A 23210-nucleotide genomic window follows, 5' to 3' on the forward strand; every position below is an offset into this window, starting at 1 on the left:
CGCAGTTCCAAGGCTGCGGCATCATTGCGGCCAGACCTCGACGATGCCTCTGTTGTAGACAGTTTCGCGTCTCCGCAGACCGGGGCTGCGGCGTCCAAACGCGGACCGGATCGTCCTGCCAACCGTGGTTGTGTCCGCAGCCCAAGGCTGCGCACCATTACGGCGATGAGACTCACCTGTAGAACACGCCTGATCTTCGACGTGTATCCGCAGCCCGAGGTTGCGGCACCAATGCGACGCTCTGACCTCGCCCCCAATGCCTGGCCGTCGGCGTGTCCCCGCAGCCCGCCGCTGCGGCACCATTGCGGCATGATCGGTATCACGCAGGCAGGTGCAGGGCACACTGCGTCTCCGCAGTCTTCGGGCTGCGGCCCCATTGCGGCACGGCCAATGGCGCATCGAATGTGATCAACGCCAGCGGCACCTCCGCACTCTCAAGCTGCGGCACCATTACGGCGCGCCGAAGTTCACCACGGTCACGTCACCTTGGTGCAACATCTCCGCATTTTCTGCGGCACCATTGCGGTATCTGCCCCAGGCCCACGCAGCCAATGTCGTTGACTAGTACTCCAGCTGTAGATCGTGATCTTCATGTCTGAGCTGCGGCTTGTCGGCGGTAATGGCTGGTCTGTGATCGTGCCTGGTGGCGTCGTCGCCAGTCGGACCAGCGGAGCCGGTGGGTGAGGTCGTTCAGCGGCCGGACGGTGACGGCGAGGAACAGGTGCTGGATCTCGTTGCAGGTCAGCGGGGCCAGGTCGTCCGGTCGGGCGCGATGTGTGTGTTCGTGTGCGCGGACGACGACGAGGAAGGCATGAGCGAGCATGGCGAGGGTGACCCAGCGGCTCCAGGATGGGTAACGGCGGACCTGGTGTTCATCGAGTCCGGCCAGGCCCTTCTCGGTTTGGAAGGTCTCTTCCACCCGCCACCTGGATCCGGCCGTCCTGACAAGGGTGTGCAACGGGACCGGCCCGGTGGAATGGCAGCGATAGTAGGCGAGTTCTCCGGTGGTGCGGTTGCGCCGGATCAACAGCTGACGGTGGCCGGGCGCCGGGTCGATGAGGTCGATGACGGCCCAGTCGTAGTAGCGGTGCCCCTTCGCGCCGCGTTCGGCGGACAGCCTCTGCCAGGCCCGCTTCGGGAGTTTCCTGGCCAGCGCGTCGGCGCGGAACGTGCCCGCACCGGTGGTCACTTCGGCTGAGCAGGCCACCGCGAGGACATAGCCCAGGCCGCGTTTTTGCAGGGCGGACCTCAGTTTCGGGTTGCCGCCGTAGACCTCGTCGCCGGTCACCCAGCCGATACGGTGTCCGGCGTCCAGAAACCGTTCGATCACCGTGCGGGCCAGCTCCGGCTTGGTGGCGAAGATGGTGTCCTCGCCGAGCCCGGCCGCCCGGCACCGGTCCGGGTCCGAGGTCCACGAGCGCGGGACGTACAACTCCCGGTCCACCGCCGCGTGCCCGCGGGCGCCCGCGTAGACGAGGTAGACGGCAACCTGGGAGTTCTCGATCCGGCCAGCGGTCCCGGTGTACTGGCGCTGAACCCCGACGGTGCGGGTGCCCTTCTTCACATCGCCGGTCTCGTCCAGGACCAGCACTGCCGCCTCGTCGTGGAGATGTTCGACGACGTACTCGCGCACGTCGTCCCGCACTGCATCGGCGTCCCAGGCAGCCCGGCATAGCAGGTGCTGCATGCCATGCGGGGTCTTCTCCCCGGCCCACTCCGCGATCGTCCAGCAGTTCTTGCGCAGCAGGTCCGACAGCAGCCCCAGCACCAACCGCCCGGCCCGGAGCCGGGGTTCGACCCGGGCGAACCGGCCTGCGATGCGACCCATGGCCACCTCGAACACCTCCCGCCAACGGCCTGGATCTATGCTGTGACCTGCGGCCACTGTCTCTTCGTCAGTCCACACAACTCACGATGATTAACGGTGGCCGCACCCGTCACCGCACCGGCCCTGGCTATCCGCGCGCTTGCCATCACGTACGGTCTGCGGTATGACGGCAGAATTTCCGGAGGCCCCAAAACCCCGGGTGCAGTTGGTCATTGGCATCATCCGCCAAGGCGACGAGATCCTGCTCGTGCGAGAGAGCCTCGGCGCCGCCGGCGAGATCCTCTGGTCGTTGCCCGGTGGCGGGGTCGAGGACGGCGAGCTCATGCACGAAGCCCTCCGGCGCGAGCTACGGGAGGAGACCGGGCTGCTGGTAGGCGACCCGGTGAGGACCGCATTCCTCATGCACATCGACTCCGAGCCCTACCCTTCGGCACTGGTCGCTGCCTTCGAGATCGACGAGTGGTCGGGTGACATCGCGCCACAGGACACCGACATCGAACAGGCTGCCTTCTTCCCCCTGCCCGACGCCCTGAAGCTACTCGGCGAGCTGGACAGCGCAACCCAGCGGGAGCCCATCGTCGGCTATCTGACCGGGGATGTCGCGCCCGGGACCACCTGGCTGTACCGCAACCGAGGTAGAGACGAGACCCTGGTCGCCCGCTGGTGACGCCAGACGATGGCCACCACACGAAGATCACGATCTACAGCTGGAGCACTAGGAGCGGCAGAAGGGCATGGCTTTTGGGCAGGCTCGTATTCCGGACCCGGCCGGCCAGCGACGTGGTCAGCGCCATCGTCTTCCTCCTCGCTCCCAGGCCGCCCACCCTATCGGCGGGCCCGGAGCAAAGCGTGCTGGGCGGTCGAAGTGCCGACGAAGTGACCTGCTCGCCCCGGCCCGTTGCTGAATTCGCAGTCCGCCACCCACAGCCCCGGCTGAAGCTGCCAAGTGTCTGGCTTGATGTCCCGCCGACTCGCAGAGCCTAACCTGCCCGGCAAGCAGCCTGACACCCCATCAGAACGAGCGTCAAATGAGCTTCACGAGCGTCATTTCAGCGTCAAGATATCGCCCGTAACGCCCACACCGCACATAATGCGCACGCACAAAACCGCAGGTCAGGAGCCCTTTGCGGCCGGTTCTAGGATCGCGACACACTCAACGTGGTGGGTCATCGGAAACACGTCGACTTCGAGGGGCAACCTGATACGCGGCCGGCGTCAGGCCCACACCTTGTACTCATCAGCGAAGTACGGCCACGGCTGTCGGCCGGCTTTGCCCTTCCGAAGCAGCTGGTCCATGCCGCGCGCCCAGACTTGTAGATCGCTAAGTTCCAGCACGAGCTGCTCGAGCCCTGCTCTAGCCATCGTGACCTGATGGCCGTGCCCTCGAATGATCATGACAGGCTGGGCTGCTTGCATCTCAGCTCCGCTCGGCAGTACCCACTCAGCGTCCAACCCATGCTTACCAAGCTCGTCAACAAGGTCGCCGGACGACAGTGTCACGGTGAAGACGAGAACATCCGCGATGAGGCCGGCACACTGCGCTGGCTGGAGCGGATAGATGCCCCACGGCACGGCCATGGTGTTGCGCGCCGCGCTGTCTCCGCTGCTGAAGCAGATGCGCTGTCCCGTCAGTCGCATACGACGCAGCAGTGCCGCGTATGCGGCGTGGAACTGTCGGACCGCTTCCTCCGCATCCCACCTGTTCCCAGCTGCCGCGATGTCGAGCGCCAGGAGACCACGCTGCCCCGGCACGCGCATCGTCTTCAGCCCCTCCTGGTGGGCGCGGCCCAAGGCGTCACTCAGCACGGACATATGGGTGGCGTAGGGCACACCGGTCTCGACGAGAACGGCCTTGTCCGGACCGGGGAGCGGCCCGCCAGTGTGCAGTGCCTCCGCCGCCAACCGGGTCCGTGTCAGTTGGGTGCTCTCCCGCCGCCTCGGATTCGTCTTCAGCTCGTAAAGGAGGATGTCCTGCTCGTCGTCGCCCCGATCACGGAACACGGTCACGTCGCCGATACGCAGACAGTCGGTGATGTCATGCAGCAGTGCGAAGAACCTGTTCTCGATCCACTGCTGCTCCGCGAACTGGATCTCATGGACCGTGCCCTCCTTACTGAGGGTCATCGGCCCCGGTGATTCGTTGCGGCGCAGCGCAAGTATGTAGCGCCGGTCGTACCGGAATGCCCGCCAGGCCATGGCGTCACCGATCGAGCGCAGTTGGCGCCCCACACGCTCCAGAACGTCGGACTCCAGTCGCCAGTCCTCCACGTCGCGAGGATCACCGACGACGAGATCTGGCGCGTCGGCAGGCAGCGACTGCCCCTTCCTGAGCCGCTTGATCACTCGCGAGCGCTCCGCACGCGCACGGTTCGCGGCCAGTGTGGCTAGCAGAAGTTCCCGCTGGAACGTCACGAAGTCCTCGGCGCTGTGGCATTCGCGCAAGTCCTTGATGAACCCGATCAGCCGCTCACCGTTCTCCCGGTGGAACGGGTGCTTGACCAGCGCGTTCAGCCGGTCGGACGGCATATCGGTCAACATCGGAGCCACAACAGCGATTCTGCCTAGAAACAGGCGCCGCTCTCCACTGAATTCGCATGCTTGCACCCCCATCGGCCCCAAGGGACCGGGAGGTCCTTCCCGAGGTGACCGACACGACGGTGGAGGAGTGGCGGCCGGCCCATGCCGACCTGACGTACGTGACCGGCCCGGAGTTCTACATGATCAACTGGGAGGACCGGGGGCATAGTGCCACGAGGGCTGGACACGGCAACGCTACGGGGTCATTCCCTCGCCGTCCCGGCCCTAGCGGAACGTGTGTGGAGCGAGCGACGGCCGGACTTGGAGAGCAATCCAGGGCCGGCTGATGGCGCTGTTCTTGTGCGCGAAAGTCACCGGGCCACGCGCACGCCGAGGATCCGCGGCTCGATTCGGCCAGGAAGGAAGGCCCTGTCCTGCGAGGTGTTCGAGGAACTCGGCGGCAATGTGGACCGAGGGCGGGCATGCGTGGATAGAGCGAGCCACCTCCGTCGTTCCACAGCCAGCCGGGCACGAACTTCTTGATTCAGCCGAGGTTGAATCGGAGCCTCAGCTGAGTGCTGACCAGTTCGTAACCAGCGAGGTCGGGGGCGCCGAAGGGGTTGGGCAGGACGGTGATGTCGCGGCGGTCGCGATCGAGCACGTGAGAGACGTACACGATGAAGTACGTCTCGTCCGGCTTCAGGCGAGAAGCGCGTCGAACCTCGGACTCGCCAAGGATGATCTCGCCGCTGTCGCCGGTGGATGCCTTGACCTCGTAGAGGTAGGTCGCGTCGCCGTCGTGGATGAGGAAGTCGTAGCCGAGCCGGTCGTCCCCCGGCTGCGCGCCGGCGAGCCCGTGGACTCGCAGGCCGGACTTCCAAGAGTCCTGTGGTTCGACCCCGAACTGCACTTGCAGCCACGCGGCCACCGCCCCCTCCCCCGCAAGGCCCACGGCCAATGTCCGGTCCTGGTCGCTCGCGGGGACCTGGTACGAACCGCTGTACGACCTTGCACCGGACGACGAGAAGGTGCGTGGCTGCGGAATGCGGGGCGCAAGCGCCGTGGCGGACGTGGCCGAGGTGGACCGCTGCTCAGGCGTGAGGTCTGCGGCCACCTCGCGGGCGAGCGCCGCCAGGTCGTCGGGCAGGGCCGACACTGGCCTGCCGTTCAGCATTACATGGGGGCCGGGGGCGGACCCACCGGGTCCGCCCCCGCCCGTGGCTCCGCCGGTGCTCCCCGCGGGCTCCAGGGGACGTGTCGCGGCCAGCCCGAGGTCTGCGCGCCGGTCCGACAGAGGCATGTCTTGGGGCCAGTGGCCGCGGGCCCTAAGCCAGGCGATCAACGCCTTCACGGACAGGACTTCGAAGTCCAGCAGGCCGTCGCCGTCCAGTTCCCGCAGGACGTCCTGGGCGGAGGGCAGCACCGTGGGGCGACTTGCGGGATGGAGGCGCTCCCATTCCTCGATTAGTTGCCGCAGTCGTGGTACCTGCTTGTGCACCGCTGTGCTGGATGCCTCGCGTACCTCGGCCAGCGGCCTCAGCGGGCGTGACGTCGACGAGGGCGCGGGGAGCTGTTTCATCAGCCAGGCGGCCGCGTGGGCTTGGAGGAGTTCGTCGGAGAGATGCCACAGCGTCGTGTGCCAGGCCGCGTCCGGCGCGAGTAGGGAGAGGTCGCGCAACTTTACGTACCGGGCCAGGGACCGTCCGGACCGGTGGACGTCCCTGTAGGCGTCCCTGATCCGCTCGGCGAGCGCGGGACGGTTCCGCTGAAGCCATGCCGCGAAATGCCGTTCATGCCGGTCCCTGTTGTCGATCTCCGGGAGGCCCAGAGCGCGCCATGCGCGGTTGGCGTCGGCAAGGGGCACGGATATGGCGCTCAGTTGCCGTTCCCGGTCGTCGTCCTCCAGCAACCGCATGAGCTGTTCCGCGTTCGGTGCGCCGATCCGGTCGGTGAGCCAGGTGAGGAGGGCGACGCGGTCGGAGAAGTCGTCGGCATGTTGCCGCAGTTGCTCCGCGAGGTCGAGATCGAGGCAGGCGAGCAGGGGAACAAGCCGCGCGCTACCGGAACGCTGTGACGCCCGCTCGGCGAGGACGGCGTGCAGTTGGTGCGGCCGCAGGTCCAGGACGTCCGTGAGATCCCCCTCGGGGACGTGGTCGGTCTTCAGGCCGCGTTCCTCCAGTTTGGTTAGCGCCTTCCACAGCGGGTCTGCGAGGTAGGGTGCGCCGATGAGGGCAGCCACGGCGGGGGAGGCGGTGCGGAGCACTCGCCAGCCGGTACGCGGCTCGCTGTGCACGACGACCACACGGGGCCGGTCTGGGTGCGGGTGCAGCAGGGCTCGGTCCGCTCCGTGCTCGGTGAGGCGGTGGCCGGCGATCCAGAGGACGGCCTCGCCGGCCACGGTCACGTCGCAGCGATGCAGTAGGCCAGCCACGTCGGCCGCGGCCACGGGCTCCGGACGGGACGCTCGTTCCTCGTCGAACTCCACCAGGGCCGCGACCAGGGTGAGCAGCCAGGATCCCGCGTACTCCGTCAACGGCACGTGCGGTGCGTCACGGACGGGCAATCCGTCGGCCTGGATGTCGTGCGCGGCCTCGCCGCACCGCTGGACGTCGAACGTTGTCCTCCGTTGGAGGAAGGCGTGGACCCGGCCGCCCAGTGTCCTGTCCCGTACCGGGATCACGGGCACGGGGACCCGGTCCAGAAGGGCTCGGTTCTGGGCCCCGTCAGGATCCGGGACGAAGGCCGTCTCGTCCGTCTCCGCCGGGTCCAGCGACGCGAGGGCACCAGCGCGGGTCACCAGCAGCCGGCGCGGCGCCGCGGGCTGCCCGCCGTCGGTGGTGCGCGTCCCGCCCTCCGCCGGCAGCAGTTGCGCCCACGCCTTCTCGTACTCCCGTCCGATCTCGTGCGCGAGTCTTCCTTCCCTGAGGTGGGCGTTGGCCTGCACCAGGTCCGGCAGGTGGCGGAGCCGGTCGAGCGCGGTGCCGGGATCGTCCCAGGAGCGGATGCCGAGCAGGCCGAGCCGTGCCACGAGCTTGGCGGACCGCCTGCTGCGCAAGGAAGCCGGCACCACGCCGAGGTACTGGGGCGGGGGCTGCGTGCCGTGCCACCACCAGGCCGTGTCGGCGGTGGCGAACACGGTCCCCTCCGAGGTGGCGGTCGGGGCGGCCGTCTGCGGGATCCACGGTGCGTGGGTGAGGAAGGCGGACAGCGGAGTGGGCCAGGGCGTCCCGGTGGGATCGCTGTGGCGTACGAACTGCATCTCCAGTGCGGAGTCGGCCCAGGCGAAGGCGAGGCCGTGCACGATGAGCTCCGCGTAGAGTCTGCGGTCCTCCTCGGAGAAGGCGGCGTAGTCGTCCTGACCGGGCAGCATGGCCGCGGCACGGGAGCGTGAGTGGTACTCGACGCTGATGTAGCCGACCCTACGCCGGTTCCGCCAGCGCTCGGCGCTCGTCCGCCACTGCGGCAGCAGATCCGGCCGGTCCGGGGCCCAGAAACGGGAGGGCCGGTTGAGGGCGTCTCCCCTGACACTGGTGCGGAAGGTCTCGTACCGGGGACGGAGGCCATGAGCGACGTGGTGCCGTTCGAGGAAGCGCCGCATGGCCTCCACGGGGATCGCGTCGCCACACAGCTCGTCGGGGCGGACGAGGAGCCGTCCTTCCGTCTGGGTGAGCACAGGAGACAGTTCCCGAACGCGCTCCAGGAATCGGGTCAGGGTGTCGTCGACGGAGGAGTGCTCGGCGGGCCATCCCGGCCCGAACATGGCGCGGCTCGCGTCGATCCAGCCAGCCCGGGTCAGTACGTGGAGATTCCCCAGGAAGGGAGCCCTGCGGCCCTCCGTCTCCAGAGCGTGGGAGACCGCGCAGGCGTAGCGGAGGCAGGCCAGGCGTACGCCGTTGTCCTCACTGTCCGCGCTCAGTGCGGCTGCGACAACGGCGAGCACCCGGTCGGCGCCGTAGTCGTGGACGAGGTTCGCGGTCCTGAGCCACTTGCGGCCCTGGGCTCTGCGCTTGCGGCCCTTGCCGGACCAGGCGATGCCTTCGTGCACGAAGTGCAGGCGGTCGGACAGGCCGTCGGGCAGGGTCGGCAGGGAGCCGCCCTGCGGAGTGTCGCGGTCGAAGAAGACGCCATCCGCGCCGGCCGGTGCCGTCGTCGACCTGGAAGTAATGACGATCCGCTTGCCGGTCAGGGCCGAGCCGTCGGGGAACGCCTGGGAGAGGTCGTAGTAGAAGTCCGCCCACCATCCGGGATCAAAGGTGTCACGTACGGCGGCACCGGCGAGCCCTTCCGCCCACGACGCGAGGCGCTCTGTGGGGGGTTCGAGGCGCGTGCCCGCGCTCCTGGCCAGGGACGCCAGCCGCCGCAACCGGATGGGGTGCAGATGCGGATCGAGGAGATCCATGACCCCCGTGGCGGCGACCGCGAGCGGAGTGAACACCGTGGAGCCGCCCTTCCCTTCCCACAGAAGGGCACGGTGCAGGGAGGTGCGAGCCCCGGGCGTCGTTCCGATCACCGGGATGAACGGCACGTGGGCGATGCCATGGTCCAGCCGTTGGAAGGCAGACGTCAGCCGCGCCAGTGCCTTGGGCTGCCAGCACATCAGGTCGACGAGCGCGCCAGGCGGAATCGATGCCCGCCCATCCGCCGTGGCGAGCACCGCGTGGGTGCACACCTCAGCCACGGTGTCGAGCAGCAGGCCATTCCACGGCACCGCCTCGTTGAACGAACGACGGTTCATCTCCGCGAAGAACGGTGCGTGGACATAGCCGCGGACGGGTGCCGAGATCTGCTCGCCCATCGGCAGGAAGGCGTAGAGCCGCCCGTCCCGCAAGGGAGCGCCAACCGGTACGGCGACCCGTACCTCGCCCTTCTTCTCCCAGGCCATCCAGTCGCGTCGCATCCCGCCCTTCTCGATCGACGCGGCGAGCGCCTCCCGTGCGCGGTCCGGGTCGGCCTTCCCACAGACGACGATCAGACGCATCCGCCGACGCAAGGTGATCTGCTGCACCTTCAGGCCACGGGCGTGGTGCAGCATCTCCACCTGACGGTCGTACGTCCTGCGCCGGGTCTCCCCCGCTGCCCGCCACTCCAGCCGGACACGTTCCAGCCGGTCGAGGAACAGCTCGAACGGGGCGTTGTCGTCCATGAGTTCCCGCACCTGCGCCCCGGCGGCCGAGCGCGCGTCGTCCGACTTCAGCGGCAGACGGATGACGGTGACAAAGCCCCGGCGCGCGAAGCCTTGGACGGTCTTCGGTGGCTCCTCCAGGAAGACCGGCACCTTCAGCGTGAGCAGGTTCTCCTTCAAGTAGTCGGCGAAACCATCGCGTTCGGGCGCCACCTCCCGGGCGAGCGCGTCGTAGTCGTCGAGCCGGGCGAACCGGAAGGTGAACCCGTCGAGGAGCCGGGACCCCTCCCTGGCCACGCTGTAGACTTCGGGCGCGTCGCACAGGTGCAGCACGCTCTTGAAACCGACGCCCTTGTGGCCGATCCCGGCGTCGGCACGCTTGCTGGACAGGGCGATGCTGCACAGGTCCTTGAAGTTCTTGCCGCCGAACGGCTTGCCGCGATTGGCCACATAGAGGGTGCCGTGCTCACCCTCGTCCTCGTCCAGCCGGATTTCGATGCGTCCGTCGGTGGCTCTGGCCGGGTGCGCGTCGTGCGCGTTCTGCAACAACTCGATGAGCACCCGGCCCTCGTACTCGGGCGCGATGATCGTCTCGGCCACGGCCTTGGCCTCGCGGGCCGCGTCACGGCCGTCGTCCCAGTCCCGCAGACAGCCGCGCACCTCGACCAGCGCCTTCTCGTGCACGCGCCTGCGCACGGCGGCCGACCGGCGCTGCCGCACACGCTCCGCCGACGGTCGCCGGCTCCCCGCTGCCATACCGCTGCTCCCCACCCCGTGCGCCTCCCGCCCCACTCTGCCGGTGATGCTACTGAGCGGGAAGGAACCCTGAAGGGCGTTTGACACCGGCGGCCCTGTAGCTCCGTAGCGTGCCCGTTTGATCAAAGCGCTCGTACGCTGCAGGCCGGGTAGCGGGCAAGCGGATCCCGACGCGGGCCCATTGGGTAGGGCCCCGGACTGATCCCGAGAAGAGACCACCGACGGATAGGCGGGAGCTCCCGGGACTGACTCTGCTGCGTGTGCGCGTCACTGTGTCGTGCTTTGGATACCGAGGACGTCGTAGAGGTGCTCGCCGTGGGCCCATCGTTTCAATTCCGGGCGGCCCATGAGGATGAGCTGGTGATGCTGGGCGAAGTCGATCGCCGGCTGCGTGAAGCCGTTGAGCGCGATCATGATCGGGAGGTCGGCTCCGTGGTGCGGGCGGGCTGTCCCGTTGAACTTCTGCACGTGGCCCGACCCGACTGGGCTCTGATACTGCTTGCACTGCACGATCAGGAGGCGGTCTTCGTCATCGCGGGCAGTGATGTCCACGCCGAGGTCACCGGCGCCTCCGACCCGCTTGGGACGCCGGAATCCGTCACGGGCCAGGAGATCAGTGCACGCCTGCTCGAAACCCGTCGCGCTCATCGACGAAAGCTGCTTCATCTTGAAGGTCAGCGCGTCCGCTTCGATCGCATCGCCAGAGGGAGCGGCGAACGTGTCGTCCACGTTGGCGTAGGTGTTGGCGCCGAACAGAAATGACAGGATTCTGCCGAGCAGGAGCAGCATGGGCAGTCCGCCGACCGCGAAGAGCCCGGTCCACCACGGGTGATGGGTTATCAGCCCCCACAGATCTACGGTGATCCACTGGCCGACGTCCTCGGTGAGCCACTCCCAGAGCATCTTGCCGACGGCCAGCGCGATGACCCCATACAGCAGGAACTTCAGCAGCGGGTCGAGCGACCCGTCCTCGTCGAACACCACACCTCCAGACGTTTTGGGCAGCGATCACGATCTTTGCTAGTCATGCCACACGCCTGAATCGGCTCGGGCGGGAGCGCGCGGACAATCCGAGGAGCTCGTGTAGAGCGGCACCGTCCTCGGCCCAGCGCCGTAGCTTTTCCCGGTCAATCCAGTGGACGCCGTGCCGGTCGCCCCACGCCATGGCATCGCGTGTGAAGGCTCCGTTGGTGACGACGACAGCGTGATCGGCGTTGTGGACCGGCCCGGCCGTCCCCTTCACCGCGTACATCACAGCTGAGCCCACCTTCCCGCCGACGCGGGTGTGCTTGGCCTGCACCACGATCCGGCCGCGCTGCGGATGGTCACGGATGACGTCGGCGGCCTGGTCGCCGCCGCCACCCACTCTGCGGGCCGACCAGCCGTCGCGGACCAGCAGATCCCGCAGGGCGTACTCGAAGTGACGGTCGTCCATGGTGTCGAACTCCGCGAGCGTGATCCGCAGAGTGGCCAGCCGCTCCTTCTCCCGACGCTGCATCGTGGTCGCCTGCCTGATCCGCCACGCCGCGACGGCTCCCGTGAGCAGGGCGAGAGCCAGCAGGGCAGGCCAGGCCGCCTTCAGTGTGCCGACCGCCGTGGCCGCCGTCCGCGCCACCAGGACGAGCACAGCCAGGGCGACCACAGCCGCTGCGACCAGTTCCGCGGCACCGCGAGGGCGCCGCAGACGTATCCGTCCCATCAGCGGTCGGCCGTCGCGCTGGCCGCCGGCTTCGGATCCGTCGGCGGCGTCGTGGCGGTGGACTCACTGAACCCGAACACCTGCCCCCACAGCCACACGCCGGCCAGTAAGCCGGCAATCATCCAACCGCTCATGCGCTTGGCGCTCCTGGGCTTCGGATTGCGACGGATGTGTCCGCGTACCCGGTGGAACCCGTCCGGCACCTTCGGCATGTTTCCCCCTCCCGTCGGTGGGCCGCGGAGCGCGGCTCATCCCAACAAAAGGGTGTAGCAGTGGGCACTGACAGCAGCTGATGGGTCATCACGGCGCTACGCCCCGGTCGAGTCGCCATCAGGCCAGGAGGGCCCACACCGTCAGGCCAATTCACGGGGCAGCGAGCCTGAGGCAGCTCAGCTGGGCGAATGCCCTTCTCAGCTCCCAAGCGGTTCACCACGGCCCTTTCCGCCAGCCCTCACGCGGCGCGTGACCGTCCTGTCTCTCACCTGCGGAAACAGCCCCAGTCACGCCAAGCGGAGCTCTGCCGACGAATGGCGAAAAGCAGCGGAAGCGCACTCACAGCCATAGTGCGCCGGCGCCGCCCCCAACCGTGGTTCTGCGACCATGACCCGGGGGCGTCACAGGGTCGGGAGGCACTGGTAGGCACTGATCAACCCACCGCCGCGCCGCCTCGGCCAACCGAGCCCCCATGGGACGAATTCTCAACGCAGTGTCGTCGCGTCCCTGCGAGGACAGCGCCACGGTTGTAGGGCCAGGCCGAAGAAACCGCCGCTGTCCTCCGCCAGCGCCGGATCCAGCCTTGGTGCAGCCCGATCAGGACAGTCTTCTGCGGCCCGTCGTCGCCTCTCGAAGCAGTGCCGAAGCCGTCATCGTCGTACAAGCGCGACATGCGAGCAGCGCTCATCACCACGAACCTTCGAACCAAGATCCGGACTATATCCGGACCAGCCGTCCGCAGCTCGTGGTGATCGGCGCTGTTTTCGCTGGTCAAACTGCATCTGAGCCGTGTACCACCAGCAGACCAAGAATCTGCTGGGACGAACGCGCACCACGCACGGGCGCAGCGCCTTGTCCGTGCCCGCAGCGCCGAGTGGCAAAGTCGGCCTCTCAGTCAGGTCACCTACCACGCAACGGCCCTGAGCCGATCAGCCCCAAGATGTCCGAGTTCAACGGAGCGTAGTCAGCACCAAGTCAGCACGGGAGGGGGTGAACACGGGTGATGACGTGGGCTTTTAGTCAGCACCAAACCAGCACGGGAGTCAGTACCGCACCGTCAAATCACCCCGAACCGCGCGTCCCGGACAGCACTCGTTTCGACCATCTTCGAGCCCCTGAACCGCCCTTCCGTGAGCCGGCATGGTGGCCGCATGCATAGCTAACGCTCGAACTATGTTGCCCCACCACATGTGCGCCTGACCTGCATGTTTCTACCGTGTGCCGACACGTACCCGTCCCCACCGCACACGAGGAAGTGGCGCACATGGCCTCCGGAACCACCGCTCCCCCACCCCCCGCCAGCCTCCCCCGCATCGTCGCCGCCAGCCTCATCGGCACCACCATCGAGTGGTACGACTTCTTCCTCTACGGGTCCGCCGCCGCGCTGGTGTTCAACAAGGTGTTCTTCCCGGACTCCGATCCGCTGGTGGGGACGCTGTTGTCGTTCCTGACGTATGCCGTGGGGTTCGCGGCGCGTCCGCTGGGGGCGCTCGTGTTCGGGCACTACGGTGACCGGCTGGGGCGGAAGAAGCTGCTGGTGCTCAGTCTGGTGCTGATGGGCGGGGCGACCTTCGCCATCGGGCTGCTGCCGACCCACGCGACCGTCGGCAGCGCCGCACCCGTGCTGCTCACCGCGCTGCGGCTGGTGCAGGGGTTCGCGCTCGGTGGTGAGTGGGGCGGCGCCGTGCTGCTGGTGTCGGAGCACGGGGACGCGCGGCGGCGCGGTTTCTGGGCGTCGTGGCCGCAGACCGGTGCGCCCGCCGGGCAACTGCTGGCCACCGGTGTGCTGTCCCTGCTGACCGCCGTGCTGTCCGACGACGCCTTCGGCGCCTGGGGCTGGCGCATCCCGTTCCTGCTTTCCGGTGTGCTCGTCGTCGTCGGTCTGTGGATCCGGCTGTCTGTCGATGAATCCCCTGTTTTCCAGCAGGCACTGGAGCGGGCCGAGGCCCGCAAGGACGGCGGGACGGAGCAGCTGCCGCTCGTCTCCGTGCTGCGGCACCACTGGCGGGACGTGCTGGTGGCGATGGGTGCGCGGATGGCGGAGAACATCAGCTACTACGTCATCACCGCGTTCATCCTCGTCTACGCCACCACCTCCGCCGGCGTCTCGAAGCAGACGGCGCTCAACGCCGTACTCGTGGGCTCCGCCGTGCACTTCGCCGTCATACCGGCCTGGGGCGCGCTGTCGGACCGGGTCGGACGGCGGCCCGTCTACCTGTTCGGCGCGGCCGGTGTCGGCCTGTGGGCGTTCCCGTTCTTCGCGCTCGTGGACACCGGCTCGTTCGGGTACCTGGTGCTGGCCGTGACCGTGGGACTGGTGCTGCACGGGGCCATGTACGCACCCCAGGCCGCGTTCTTCGCCGAGATGTTCGCCACCCGGATGCGCTACTCGGGCGCGTCCATCGGCGCCCAGTTCGCCTCGGTCGCCGCCGGTGCGCCGGCCCCCCTCATCGCGACCGCGCTGCTCTCCGACTACGGCAGCTCCACTCCCATCGCCCTGTACGTGATCGCCGCCGCCCTGCTGACCCTGGTCGCGGTGGCCCTCGCCCGGGAGACACGGCACCGGGACCTCACCGAGGCCGAGGGGGAGGGCAAGGGTGAGGGCGGGGAGGCTTCCAAGGCCGCCTCGACCGCGCAGGCACCTACCGTCTGACCGGCACAGGCCTTGAGGGACGGCTCCGGCCGGCCTCCGCGAGGAGGCCGGTCACGACCGTCCCGGCGTGGTCAACCGGTGCAATCTCAGGGCCAGTTGGATCTCCAGGGTGCGAGCGGGGGTCTGCCAGTTCGCGCCGAGCAGGCGGCCCACGCGCTCCAGCCGCTGCGCCACCGTGTTCACGTGGACGTGCAGCGCGTCCTTGGTGCGGGCCGGACTCATCCCTCCGGCGAAGTACGCCTCCAGGGTCCGCAGCAGTTCCGTGCCGCGCCGTCGATCGTACGAGATCACCGGGCCGATGGTGCGGTCGACGAACCCGGCGACGTCCCGCTCCCCCGCGAGCAGGAGGCCGAGGAAGCCGAAGTCCTCGGCCGCCGCGCCGTCCCCGGCCCGGCCCAGCAGGCGCAGCGCGTCCAGGCAGCGGCGCCCCTCGGCGTAGGCGGCGGCCACGGCCTCGGGGTGCGCGGTGAGGGTGGTGACGGGTGCGGAGGCGCCGACGGTGACGGGCTGGTGGACGGCCGTGCCCAGCTGGCGGGCGGCACGGCGGGCCACCTCGGTGGCGGTGTGGCCGGTGCCGAGCGGCAGCAGCAGGACGGTGCCGCCGTCGCGGGCGGCCGCCAGTCCGTGCCGGGTGGCGGCGAGGTGGGACGCGGCGGACCACAGCCGGCGGCGGGCCGCGGCCTCCTCGTCGGCGTCGGCCGCCGGGCCGTCGAGGCGGGCGGCGAGGACGACGTGGGTGGCGTCGAGGTCGGCGTGGAGGCGGCTGGCGCGTTCGCGCAGCAGGCGCGGATCCCGGTCACGCGCGTCCAGCAGATCGTCGAGCAGTTCGCCGCGCACCCGCTGTTCGGCCTCGGCGGCGGAGCGGCGGGCGAGCAGGAGCAGCGAGGTGACCATCGCCGCTCGTTCCAGGGTGCGTTGGTCGACCGGGTCCAGTCCGGGGTGGCCGCGCAGGACCAGCGCGCCGAGGAGTTCGCCGCCGGCCGCCACCGCGGCGATCCAGTCGCTGCCGTGCCGCACGGCGTGGCCCTCGGCGCGGGATGCCTCGAGGGCGGCGGCCGGTGCCGTCTGCGCCTCGGTGAACTCCACGGTGCCGTCGAGGACCTGGGAGACGGCCGCGGCCACGTCGTGGACGCCGCCGCCGCGCAGGACGAGCTCGGCGAGCCGGTCGTGCACGTCCGAGGCGCGTTCGATGACGGCGCTGCGGTCCCGGATGATCTCGTTGGCGCGCTCCAGCCCGGCCAGGGCCGAGCGGGTCTCGGTGAGCAGATTGGCGGTGTCGATGGCCGCCGCCGCGAGCGCGGCGAAGGAACCGAGCAGGGCGATCTGCTCGCGTTCGAAGACGCGGGCCCGCCGGTCCGCCGCGAAAAGGACGCCGATCACGTGCGGGCCGAGCGTCAGGGGGACGCCGAGGATGGCGACCAGGCCCTCGTCGCGCACGCCGCCGTCGATGGCGAGGGTGTGCTGGAACCGGCCGTCCTGGAAGTAGTCGTCGGTGACGTACGGCCGCGCGGTCTGGGCGACGAGTCCGCCGAGCCCCTCCCCCATGCCGAGGCGCAGCTGCTGGAAGCGGGCGGAGACGGAGCCCTCCGTGACCCGCATGTAGGTGTCGCCGCGTGCCGGGTCGTTGAGGCTGAGGTAGGCGACGTCCGTGCCGAGCAGGGAGCGGGCGCGCTGCACGATCGCCTGGAGGACGGCGTCCAGGTCGCGCAGGCCCGCGAGGTCGTGAGCGGTCTCGAACAGCGCGGACAGCTCGGCCTCACGGCGCCGGCGCCCCTCCAGTTCCGCGCGCACGCGCAGGGCGAGCAGTCTGGCCTCTTCGAGCGCGGCGATCCGGCAGGCCGGCTCGCCCTCGGCTCGGGCGAGCAGCACGGGCTGCTCGTAGGCCTCCGCGGAGGCGTCGCGGGCCAGCAGGTCGAGGTACGGGGCCTCGGTGCTGCCGCTGGGTGCGGACTGGAGGTGATCGCGGGACATGGTCACAGGATTCCGTATCGGCCGCCCGCCCCGGCAGCCCTGTGGACAACTGCTGGAGCCGGTGCCACCGGGCTGGTCAGTGGGCTGTCCACCCGCCGTCCAGGACGAGGGAGGTGCCGGTGACGAAGGACGCCTGGGGACTGCACAGGTAGGCCACCGCTTCAGCGACCTCCTCGGGTTCGATGAGCCGCCGTACCGCGCTGTCCTTGAGCAGGACCTCGGAGAGCACGCGCTCCTCGGGGATGCCGTGCGCCTGGGCCTGGTCGGCGATCTGCTTCTCGACCAGTGGGGTACGCACATAGGCCGGGTTCACACAGTTGGAGGTCACTCCATGGTCGGCACCTTCCAACGCGGCTGTCTTGGACAGGCCTTCGAGACCGTGTTTGGCCGCCACATAGGCGGACTTGAAGGCCGAGGCACGCAGGCCGTGGACGGAGGACACATTGACGATCCGGCCCCAGCCCTGCGCGTACATGTGCGGGAGGGCGCCGCGGATCAGGCGGAACGGTGCCTCCAGCATCACGGTCAGCACCGTGTGGAACACCTCGGGCGGAAAATCCTCGATGGGGCGTACGAGTTGCAGCCCGGCGTTGTTGACCAGCACGTCGGTTCCCGCGGCGGCGCGTTCTGCGGCGTCCAGGTCGGTGAGGTCCACGACCCGTGGTACGACGGTTCCCGCGTAGTCGTCGGCCCGCTGCCCGGCGGCCCGTTCCGCCTCTGCGGCGAGCTCGGCCAGGCCGGCGGCGTCCCGGTCCACGGCGCGCACCTCGGCCCCGGCGGCGGCGAGCCGCAGCGCGCAGGCGCGGCCGATGCCACTGGCGGCACCGGTGACCAGGGCGGTTCGGCCGCCGAGGTCGAGGGCGAGGGGCTGGACGCTGGGTCCGGGGCCGGGCAGGGGGGTGGGCGAGGTCATGTGCCGACCCTAAGCGGAACACGACAGTCACCACATGTGGCGACGCCCCATACTTCAACCGACAGTCGTAGGGTCGAACCATGTGGGTGCGTCGGACATCGCCTGCTTGATCCGGAAGAGCCCGAACTCGTTGAGCGGGGGCAGCGCGTCCACGGCGAACCAGCCGACGTCCAGCGACTCGTCGTCGTTGACGCGGGCCTCCCCGCCCACCGCCCGGCAGCGGATGGTGATGTCCATGTACTGGCAGATGTCGCCGTTGGGGTAGGTGACCGGGTCCAGGGCCTGCACCAGCACGACCCGTTCGGCGACGCAGTGCACCGCCGTCTCCTCGAAGACCTCGCGCACGGCGCATGCGGCGGGCTGCTCACCCGGCTCCGGGATGCCACCGATCACCGACCACTTGCGCGTGTCGGTGCGCCGGCCGAGCAGCACGCGGTCCTCGTCGTCGAAGACGATCGCGCTGACCCCGGGCAGCCAGAGCAGCTGCCGGCCGGCGGAGGCCCGGAGTGTACGGATGAAATCAGGAGTTGCCATGATCCGACCCTAGCGGGACGGATCGCAGGTGGACCGGTCCCCGGTCCCCGCCCGGTCCCCGGTCACCGCCGCCCGGCCGGCGCCCGCCCCCAGAAGTGTCCGGCGGTCCTGGCGACGGTCGTACACGGACGGTGGGTGGCCGGCGGCCGCTCGGCGAATGCCCCGCGTAGCCGTACGGCGGTGGGTACGGCTACGCGGCGCCGGCGCGCCGGGCGCGCAGGCCGGACCCGATCGCCCAGCCGATCCCGCCCGCCGCGACCAGTACCAGTGCCATCTCCGGGAGGATGCCCAGCTTCGTCGCGGGGGTCGTGGAGGTGCGCAGCGGTACCTTCTGGACGAGGTAGGCGGGCACGAACATGCCGGTCCTCCGGGTGATCCGCCCGTCCGGCATGATGATCGCGCTCACCCCGCTGGTCACCGGCACGGTCACCGTGCGGCTGTGCTCGACGGCGCGGATCCGCGACATGGCGAGTTGCTGGTAGGTCATCTCGCTGCGGTCGAAGGTGGCGTTGTTGCTCGGCACGGAGATCATCTGCGCGCCGTGCGTCACCGTGTCCCGTACGGCCCAGTCGAAGGCGGCCTCGTAGCAGGTGGCCAGGCCGACCTTGACGCCGTCGAAGTCGAACACGCCCGGTTCGCGGCCCGGGCTGATGTCCTGGCGGACCATGCTGGTCCAGTTCGGGTTGATCGCGCCGATGAAGGAGCGCAGCGGAAGGTACTCGCCGAAGGGCTGGATCTGCCGCTTGTCGTAGGTGTGCGTGGGGCCCTTGACCGGGTCCCACAGGATCTGCTCGTTGAGCAGCTTGCCGTCCCGCTCCACCACGCCGCCCACGGAGATGGGCACACCGATGTCCTTGGCCGCCTGCTCGATGACGAGGGCGGCGTCGGGATACTCGAAGGGGTCGATGTCGGAGGAGTTCTCCGGCCACAGGACGAAGTCGGGCTTGGCGGCCCTGCCGGCCCTGACGTCGGCGGCGAGCTTGTGCGTCTCGCGCGCGTGGTAGTCGAGCACGGCCCGCCGCTGGGCGTTGAACTCCAGCCCGGAGCGCGGCACGTTGCCCTGGATGACCGCCACGGTGGCCGTGCCGTTCTCCGCGCCGTCGCTCACCAGCGCGCGGGCGGCGACCGCGCCGGCCACCGGTACGGCGACGCTCAGCAGCGCGGCGGTCGCGGCGGCGTGCCGCAGGACCCGCGTCCGGCGCTGCTCGGCGATCAGCCGCCCCGCCTCGTACAGGCCGAATCCGCACAGCACGACCCCGAACCCGAGCACCGGGCTGCCGCCCACCGCGGCGAGCGGCAGGAAGACACCGTCCGCCTGACCGAACGCGATCTTGCCCCAGGGGAAGCCGCGGAAGGGCACGCGCGCGCGTACCGCTTCGCCGGCGATCCACGTGGCGGCGGCCCACACCGGCCAGACCGGCAACTTGGAGACGGCGGCCACCCCCACGGCGACCAGCGCGACGAAGACCGCCTCCACGGCGGCCAGGGCCAGCCACGGCACCGGGCCGACCTCCACACCGGTCCACACGAGCAGCGGCAGCAGGAAGCCCAGCCCGAAGAGGTAGCCGAGCCCGAGGGCGGCTTTCCAGCTCCGGCCGCGCAGCACCCAGCCGAGACCGGCGAAGGCGGGGAGGGCCAGCCACCACAGGGTGCGCGGCGGGAAGCTGACGTACAGCAGCACCCCGCAGAGCGCGGAGGCGGCGGCCGGGACCAGGCGCAGCAGCCGGCCGCCGCGCGCGCCGGGGGCGGGCTGCGGCTGGAGCTGGTCCGGCTGGTCCACGGAAGTTGCGGTGACGGTCACCCGGGTGAGTGTACGGCGGTGGACGTCACGGCCGACAGCATGGTTCGGCGCCCTCGCCCCGGCGGTCGTCGCTGGTGGGCGCCGTTCCCGCGCACGGGCTTCTGGCGCCGGCCGGCGCCGTTCCCGAGTGCCGGTGGTCCGGCTTGCCGTCACCGCGGCGGTGCCACCGGCCGGGCTCGATAGCACCCGCTCGGAGGGGTGGGAAGGGCGTCGGGGTCGTCCGCGCATCGAGTCTCAGCCGCGTGCGCCGGTGGTGGCCCTGATTTGCCGCTTCTCCGCATGCCGACCGTTCGTCCGTGCGAGTCCGCATGGCAACCGTCGCCCGTGCGACTCCGCGTGGCGACCGTTCGGCCATGGGTCGTTCGGTGGCACGCTGGGCGCCAATACAGCCGGGGAGGGGTCAGCGAGCAGGTCCCGGTGTGATCGTCCGCAACCGGTCCCTGATGACCCGTACCGCCGATTCCGCGTTGTCCACGGTGATCGTGAACGTGTGGCCGTCCCACAGGCGCAGCACGATGCCCTCGCCGCGGCGCACGACCACCGCGGTGCCCATCTCGGGGCGCCAGCGGTAGCCCCAGCCGCCCCACTGCCGGGGGGTGACGAGGGCGGCGAAGTCGGCGCCGGCCACGGCGGAGAGCGGGATACGGCGGCGAGGCAGCCCTATGTGGCCGCAGCGCACTTCCAGACACTCCCTGTCGAGCCTGAGGTCGACGTGCACGAAGGCGAGCGTGCCGAAGATGACCAGCAGGCCGGCGGCGATGCAGCCGACGACGGACATCGCGAGCGCAGCGACGCCGGAGCTCCAGGCCGAGTCGACGGCCAGTTCGATGCCGAGCGCCAGGCAGGCGGCGCCGACCAGCGCCAGCAGCCACTGGACCCGGTTGGTGGCGCGCCCGGTCCAGACGTCGGGCTGGGGGCCCTCGTCGGCGTGGGGGTGGTCCCTCATGTTCACGAGGTTACTCAGGTTTCGCTGCGGTGGTACCCGCTCGCTCAGCGTGACCGCTCGGCGCGCCCCGCACAGGGTTCGGTGCGCACGCGCAGGCCCCGGCACGTCCCGAGAACCGCTGCAAGCGGCCCGCGGACTGCCGTACGCGGTTCGAAGCCTGCCTCACGCATTGCGCACCGTGCCCCGGCACCGCGCCCGCACCCCGGTGTCGCTCCGGGGCGTCACCTCTGGTCGACGACCGAACCGACGGGCGGCAGCAGCTGCCCCTCGGCGTAGTGCAGCGCGGCCGCGGGCAACCGGCCGCTGTCCCGGCCGCTCAGCAGGACCGTGAGGGTGCCGTCGGCGGGCGCCTCGGGCGCGGGCTGTTCGCCGAGTCGGCGCAGGGCCTGGGCGGCCACGGCGCCGGCGGAGCCGTGCAGGACGAGCGGGGCGGCGGCGGGCTGCTGGACGGAGGCGCGGATGCGTTCCGCCACCAGTTCGTAATGGGTGCAGCCCAGGACGACGGTCGTTACATCGTCGGGTGTCAGCCGGGCCGCGGCGGCGACGGCGGCGTCGATGGCCGTCTCGTCCGCGTGTTCTACGGCCTCGGCCAAACCCCAGCACGGCACCTCGGTCACCCGGACGCCGCCGGCGAACGCCTCGATGAGTCCGCGCTGGTAGGCGCTGCCCGTGGTGGCGGGTGTCGCCCAGATCGCGACGGGGCCGCCGCCGGCCGCGGCCGGCTTGATGGCCGGAACCGTGCCGATGACCGGTATGCCGGGCTCCAGACGGGCGCGCAGCGTCGGCAGCGCGTGCACGGTGGCGGTGTTGCAGCCGATGATGAGCGCGTCTGGCCGGTGGGCCGCGGCGGCCTCGGCGACGGCCAGTGCGCGCCGGGTCAGGTCCTCGGGGGTGCGCGGTCCCCACGGCATGCCGTCGGGGTCCAGGGAGAGCACGAGATCCGCGTCGGGCCGCAGGCGCCGTACCGCGGCGGTGGCCGCCAGCAGGCCGATTCCGGAGTCCATGAGCGCGATCTTCACCCGGCCACGATAGAGGATGCGCTCTTGCGGGCCTCCCCGGTGGGGCAGACTGCGGCCGTGAGCGCCTGTTTGTGGATCACCGTCGGGTCGCTGGCCGCCTGGTGCTGGCTGCTGCTGGGCCAGGGCTTCTTCTGGCGTACGGACGTCCGGCTGCCGCGGCGCCGCGAACCGGAGGCGTGGCCGCCGGTCTGTGTGGTCGTACCGGCCCGCGACGAGGCCGAGGTGCTGCCCGCCGCCCTGCCGTCGCTGCTGGCGCAGGACTATCCGGGGCGGGCCGAGGTCTTCCTGGTGGACGACGGGAGCACGGACGGCACCGGGGACCTGGCCCGGGAGCTGTCCCGGCGGCACGGCGGGCTGCCGCTGACCGTCGGGTCGCCCGGTGAGCCGCCGGCGGGCTGGACGGGCAAGCTGTGGGCGGTGCGGTACGGCATCGGGCTGGCACGCGCGCGTGAGCCCGAGTATCTGCTGCTGACGGACGCGGACATCGCGCACGCCCCCGACAGCCTGCGTGAGCTGGTCGCGGCGGCCCGGACCGGCGGTTTCGACGTGGTGTCGCAGATGGCGCGGCTGCGCGTGGAGAGTGCGTGGGAGCGGCTCGTGGTGCCGGCTTTCGTCTACTTCTTCGCACAGTTGTACCCCTTCCGGTGGATCGGCCGGGAGGGGTCGCGTACGGCCGCGGCGGCGGGCGGCTGTGTCCTGCTGCGGGCGGGCATGGCGGAGGAGGCGCGCGTCCCGGACTCGATCCGGCAGGCCGTCATCGACGACGTCGCGCTCGCGCGCGCGGTGAAGCGCGCCGGGGGCCGTGTGTGGCTGGGGCTGGCCGACCGGGTGGACAGCGTGCGCCCGTATCCGCGGCTGCACGACCTGTGGCGGATGGTCGCGCGCAGTGCCTACGCCCAGCTGAGGCACCATCCGCTGCTGCTTCTCGGCACGGTCGCCGGTCTCGTCCTGGTGTACCTGGTGCCGCCCGCCGCGGTCGTCGCGGGCGCGGCGGGCGGCAGTACGGCGACGGCGGCCACGGGCGGGCTGGCCTGGGCGGTGATGACGGGCACGTACGTGCCGATGCTGCGGTACTACCGGCAGCCGCTGTGGCTCGCTCCGCTGCTGCCGTTCACCGCGTCGCTGTACCTGCTGATGACGGTCGACTCCGCGGTGCGGCACCACCGCGGGCGCGGAGCCGCCTGGAAGGGCCGCACCTACGCCCGCCCGGACGCCGTGCCGGACGAGGGCTGAGCCCC

Annotated in this window: 15 protein-coding genes; 3 read left to right on the forward strand and 12 right to left on the reverse strand. The window is 70.2% G+C overall.

Annotated elements, in window-relative coordinates; translation table 11 throughout:
• Window positions 1-589: 589 nt before the first annotated feature.
• Window positions 590-1828 carry an IS701 family transposase gene (locus ACGFT1_RS02505; protein WP_373907158.1) on the reverse strand — a complete coding sequence of 413 codons (1239 nt, stop codon included), beginning with the start codon at window positions 1826-1828 and terminating at the stop codon, window positions 590-592.
• 199 nt (window positions 1829-2027) lie between these two features.
• Between ACGFT1_RS02505 and ACGFT1_RS02510 the strand changes: the two genes are divergently transcribed.
• Complete coding sequence (locus ACGFT1_RS02510) at window positions 2028-2495, forward strand: NUDIX hydrolase (protein WP_373907159.1); 468 nt, start codon at window positions 2028-2030, stop codon at window positions 2493-2495.
• Between the two features lie 548 nt (window positions 2496-3043).
• Here the strand turns inward: ACGFT1_RS02510 and ACGFT1_RS02515 are convergent.
• The 5 genes from ACGFT1_RS02515 to ACGFT1_RS02535 all read right to left on the reverse strand — a co-directional run bounded on the left by ACGFT1_RS02515 (window position 3044) and on the right by ACGFT1_RS02535 (window position 12134).
• Window positions 3044-4375, reverse strand: a complete 1332-nt coding sequence (locus ACGFT1_RS02515; protein WP_373907160.1) for a hypothetical protein — start codon at window positions 4373-4375, stop codon at window positions 3044-3046.
• A gap of 514 nt (window positions 4376-4889) precedes the next feature.
• Window positions 4890-10223, reverse strand: a complete 5334-nt coding sequence (locus ACGFT1_RS02520) for a sacsin N-terminal ATP-binding-like domain-containing protein (RefSeq protein WP_373907161.1) — start codon at window positions 10221-10223, stop codon at window positions 4890-4892.
• A 267-nt stretch (window positions 10224-10490) separates the two neighbouring features.
• Window positions 10491-11204, reverse strand: coding sequence for a restriction endonuclease (locus tag ACGFT1_RS02525; protein ID WP_373907162.1), 714 nt, complete (start codon window positions 11202-11204; stop codon window positions 10491-10493).
• A gap of 43 nt (window positions 11205-11247) precedes the next feature.
• Entirely contained in the window at window positions 11248-11922 is a 675-nt protein-coding gene (locus ACGFT1_RS02530) for a restriction endonuclease (protein WP_373907163.1), read from the reverse strand.
• Window positions 11922-12134, reverse strand: a complete 213-nt coding sequence (locus tag ACGFT1_RS02535) for a hypothetical protein (RefSeq protein WP_373907164.1) — start codon at window positions 12132-12134, stop codon at window positions 11922-11924. Before ACGFT1_RS02535 ends, ACGFT1_RS02530 begins: the two co-directional genes overlap by 1 nt.
• Window positions 12135-13399: 1265 nt before the next feature.
• Here ACGFT1_RS02535 and ACGFT1_RS02540 point away from each other — a divergent pair.
• The gene (locus ACGFT1_RS02540) at window positions 13400-14788 is read left to right on the forward strand and encodes an MFS transporter (protein ID WP_373907165.1); all 1389 of its coding nucleotides are present in this window, start codon (window positions 13400-13402) and stop codon (window positions 14786-14788) included.
• Between the two features lie 51 nt (window positions 14789-14839).
• Here the strand turns inward: ACGFT1_RS02540 and ACGFT1_RS02545 are convergent, their stop codons facing one another.
• The 6 genes from ACGFT1_RS02545 to ACGFT1_RS02570 form a co-directional block, all read right to left on the reverse strand.
• The gene (locus tag ACGFT1_RS02545; RefSeq protein WP_373907166.1) at window positions 14840-16759 is read right to left on the reverse strand and encodes a helix-turn-helix domain-containing protein; all 1920 of its coding nucleotides are present in this window, start codon (window positions 16757-16759) and stop codon (window positions 14840-14842) included.
• Window positions 16760-16835: 76 nt separating this feature from the next.
• Window positions 16836-17672, reverse strand: coding sequence for a 3-hydroxybutyrate dehydrogenase (locus ACGFT1_RS02550; RefSeq protein ID WP_373907167.1), 837 nt, complete (start codon window positions 17670-17672; stop codon window positions 16836-16838).
• Between the two features lie 54 nt (window positions 17673-17726).
• Window positions 17727-18206: an NUDIX domain-containing protein gene (locus ACGFT1_RS02555; RefSeq protein ID WP_362223229.1), complete on the reverse strand. Its 480-nt coding sequence runs from the start codon at window positions 18204-18206 to the stop codon at window positions 17727-17729.
• A 190-nt stretch (window positions 18207-18396) separates the two neighbouring features.
• The gene (lnt, locus tag ACGFT1_RS02560; RefSeq protein WP_373907168.1) at window positions 18397-20007 is read right to left on the reverse strand and encodes an apolipoprotein N-acyltransferase; all 1611 of its coding nucleotides are present in this window, start codon (window positions 20005-20007) and stop codon (window positions 18397-18399) included.
• Between the two features lie 400 nt (window positions 20008-20407).
• A complete protein-coding gene (locus ACGFT1_RS02565) occupies window positions 20408-20953 on the reverse strand; it encodes a hypothetical protein (protein ID WP_373907169.1) in 546 nt (181 codons plus the stop codon).
• 221 nt (window positions 20954-21174) lie between these two features.
• Window positions 21175-21972 (reverse strand): glutamate racemase, encoded by a 798-nt coding sequence (locus tag ACGFT1_RS02570; RefSeq protein ID WP_373907170.1) that lies wholly within the window; start codon window positions 21970-21972, stop codon window positions 21175-21177.
• Between the two features lie 39 nt (window positions 21973-22011).
• Between ACGFT1_RS02570 and ACGFT1_RS02575 the strand changes: the two genes are divergently transcribed.
• Complete coding sequence (locus tag ACGFT1_RS02575; protein ID WP_373907651.1) at window positions 22012-23205, forward strand: glycosyltransferase; 1194 nt, start codon at window positions 22012-22014, stop codon at window positions 23203-23205.
• The last annotated feature ends 5 nt before the right edge of the window (window positions 23206-23210 follow it).

The sequence above is a fragment of the Streptomyces sp. Y20 genome (assembly GCF_043195475.1).
In the GTDB taxonomy this organism is placed as follows: Bacteria; Actinomycetota; Actinomycetes; order Streptomycetales; family Streptomycetaceae; genus Streptomyces.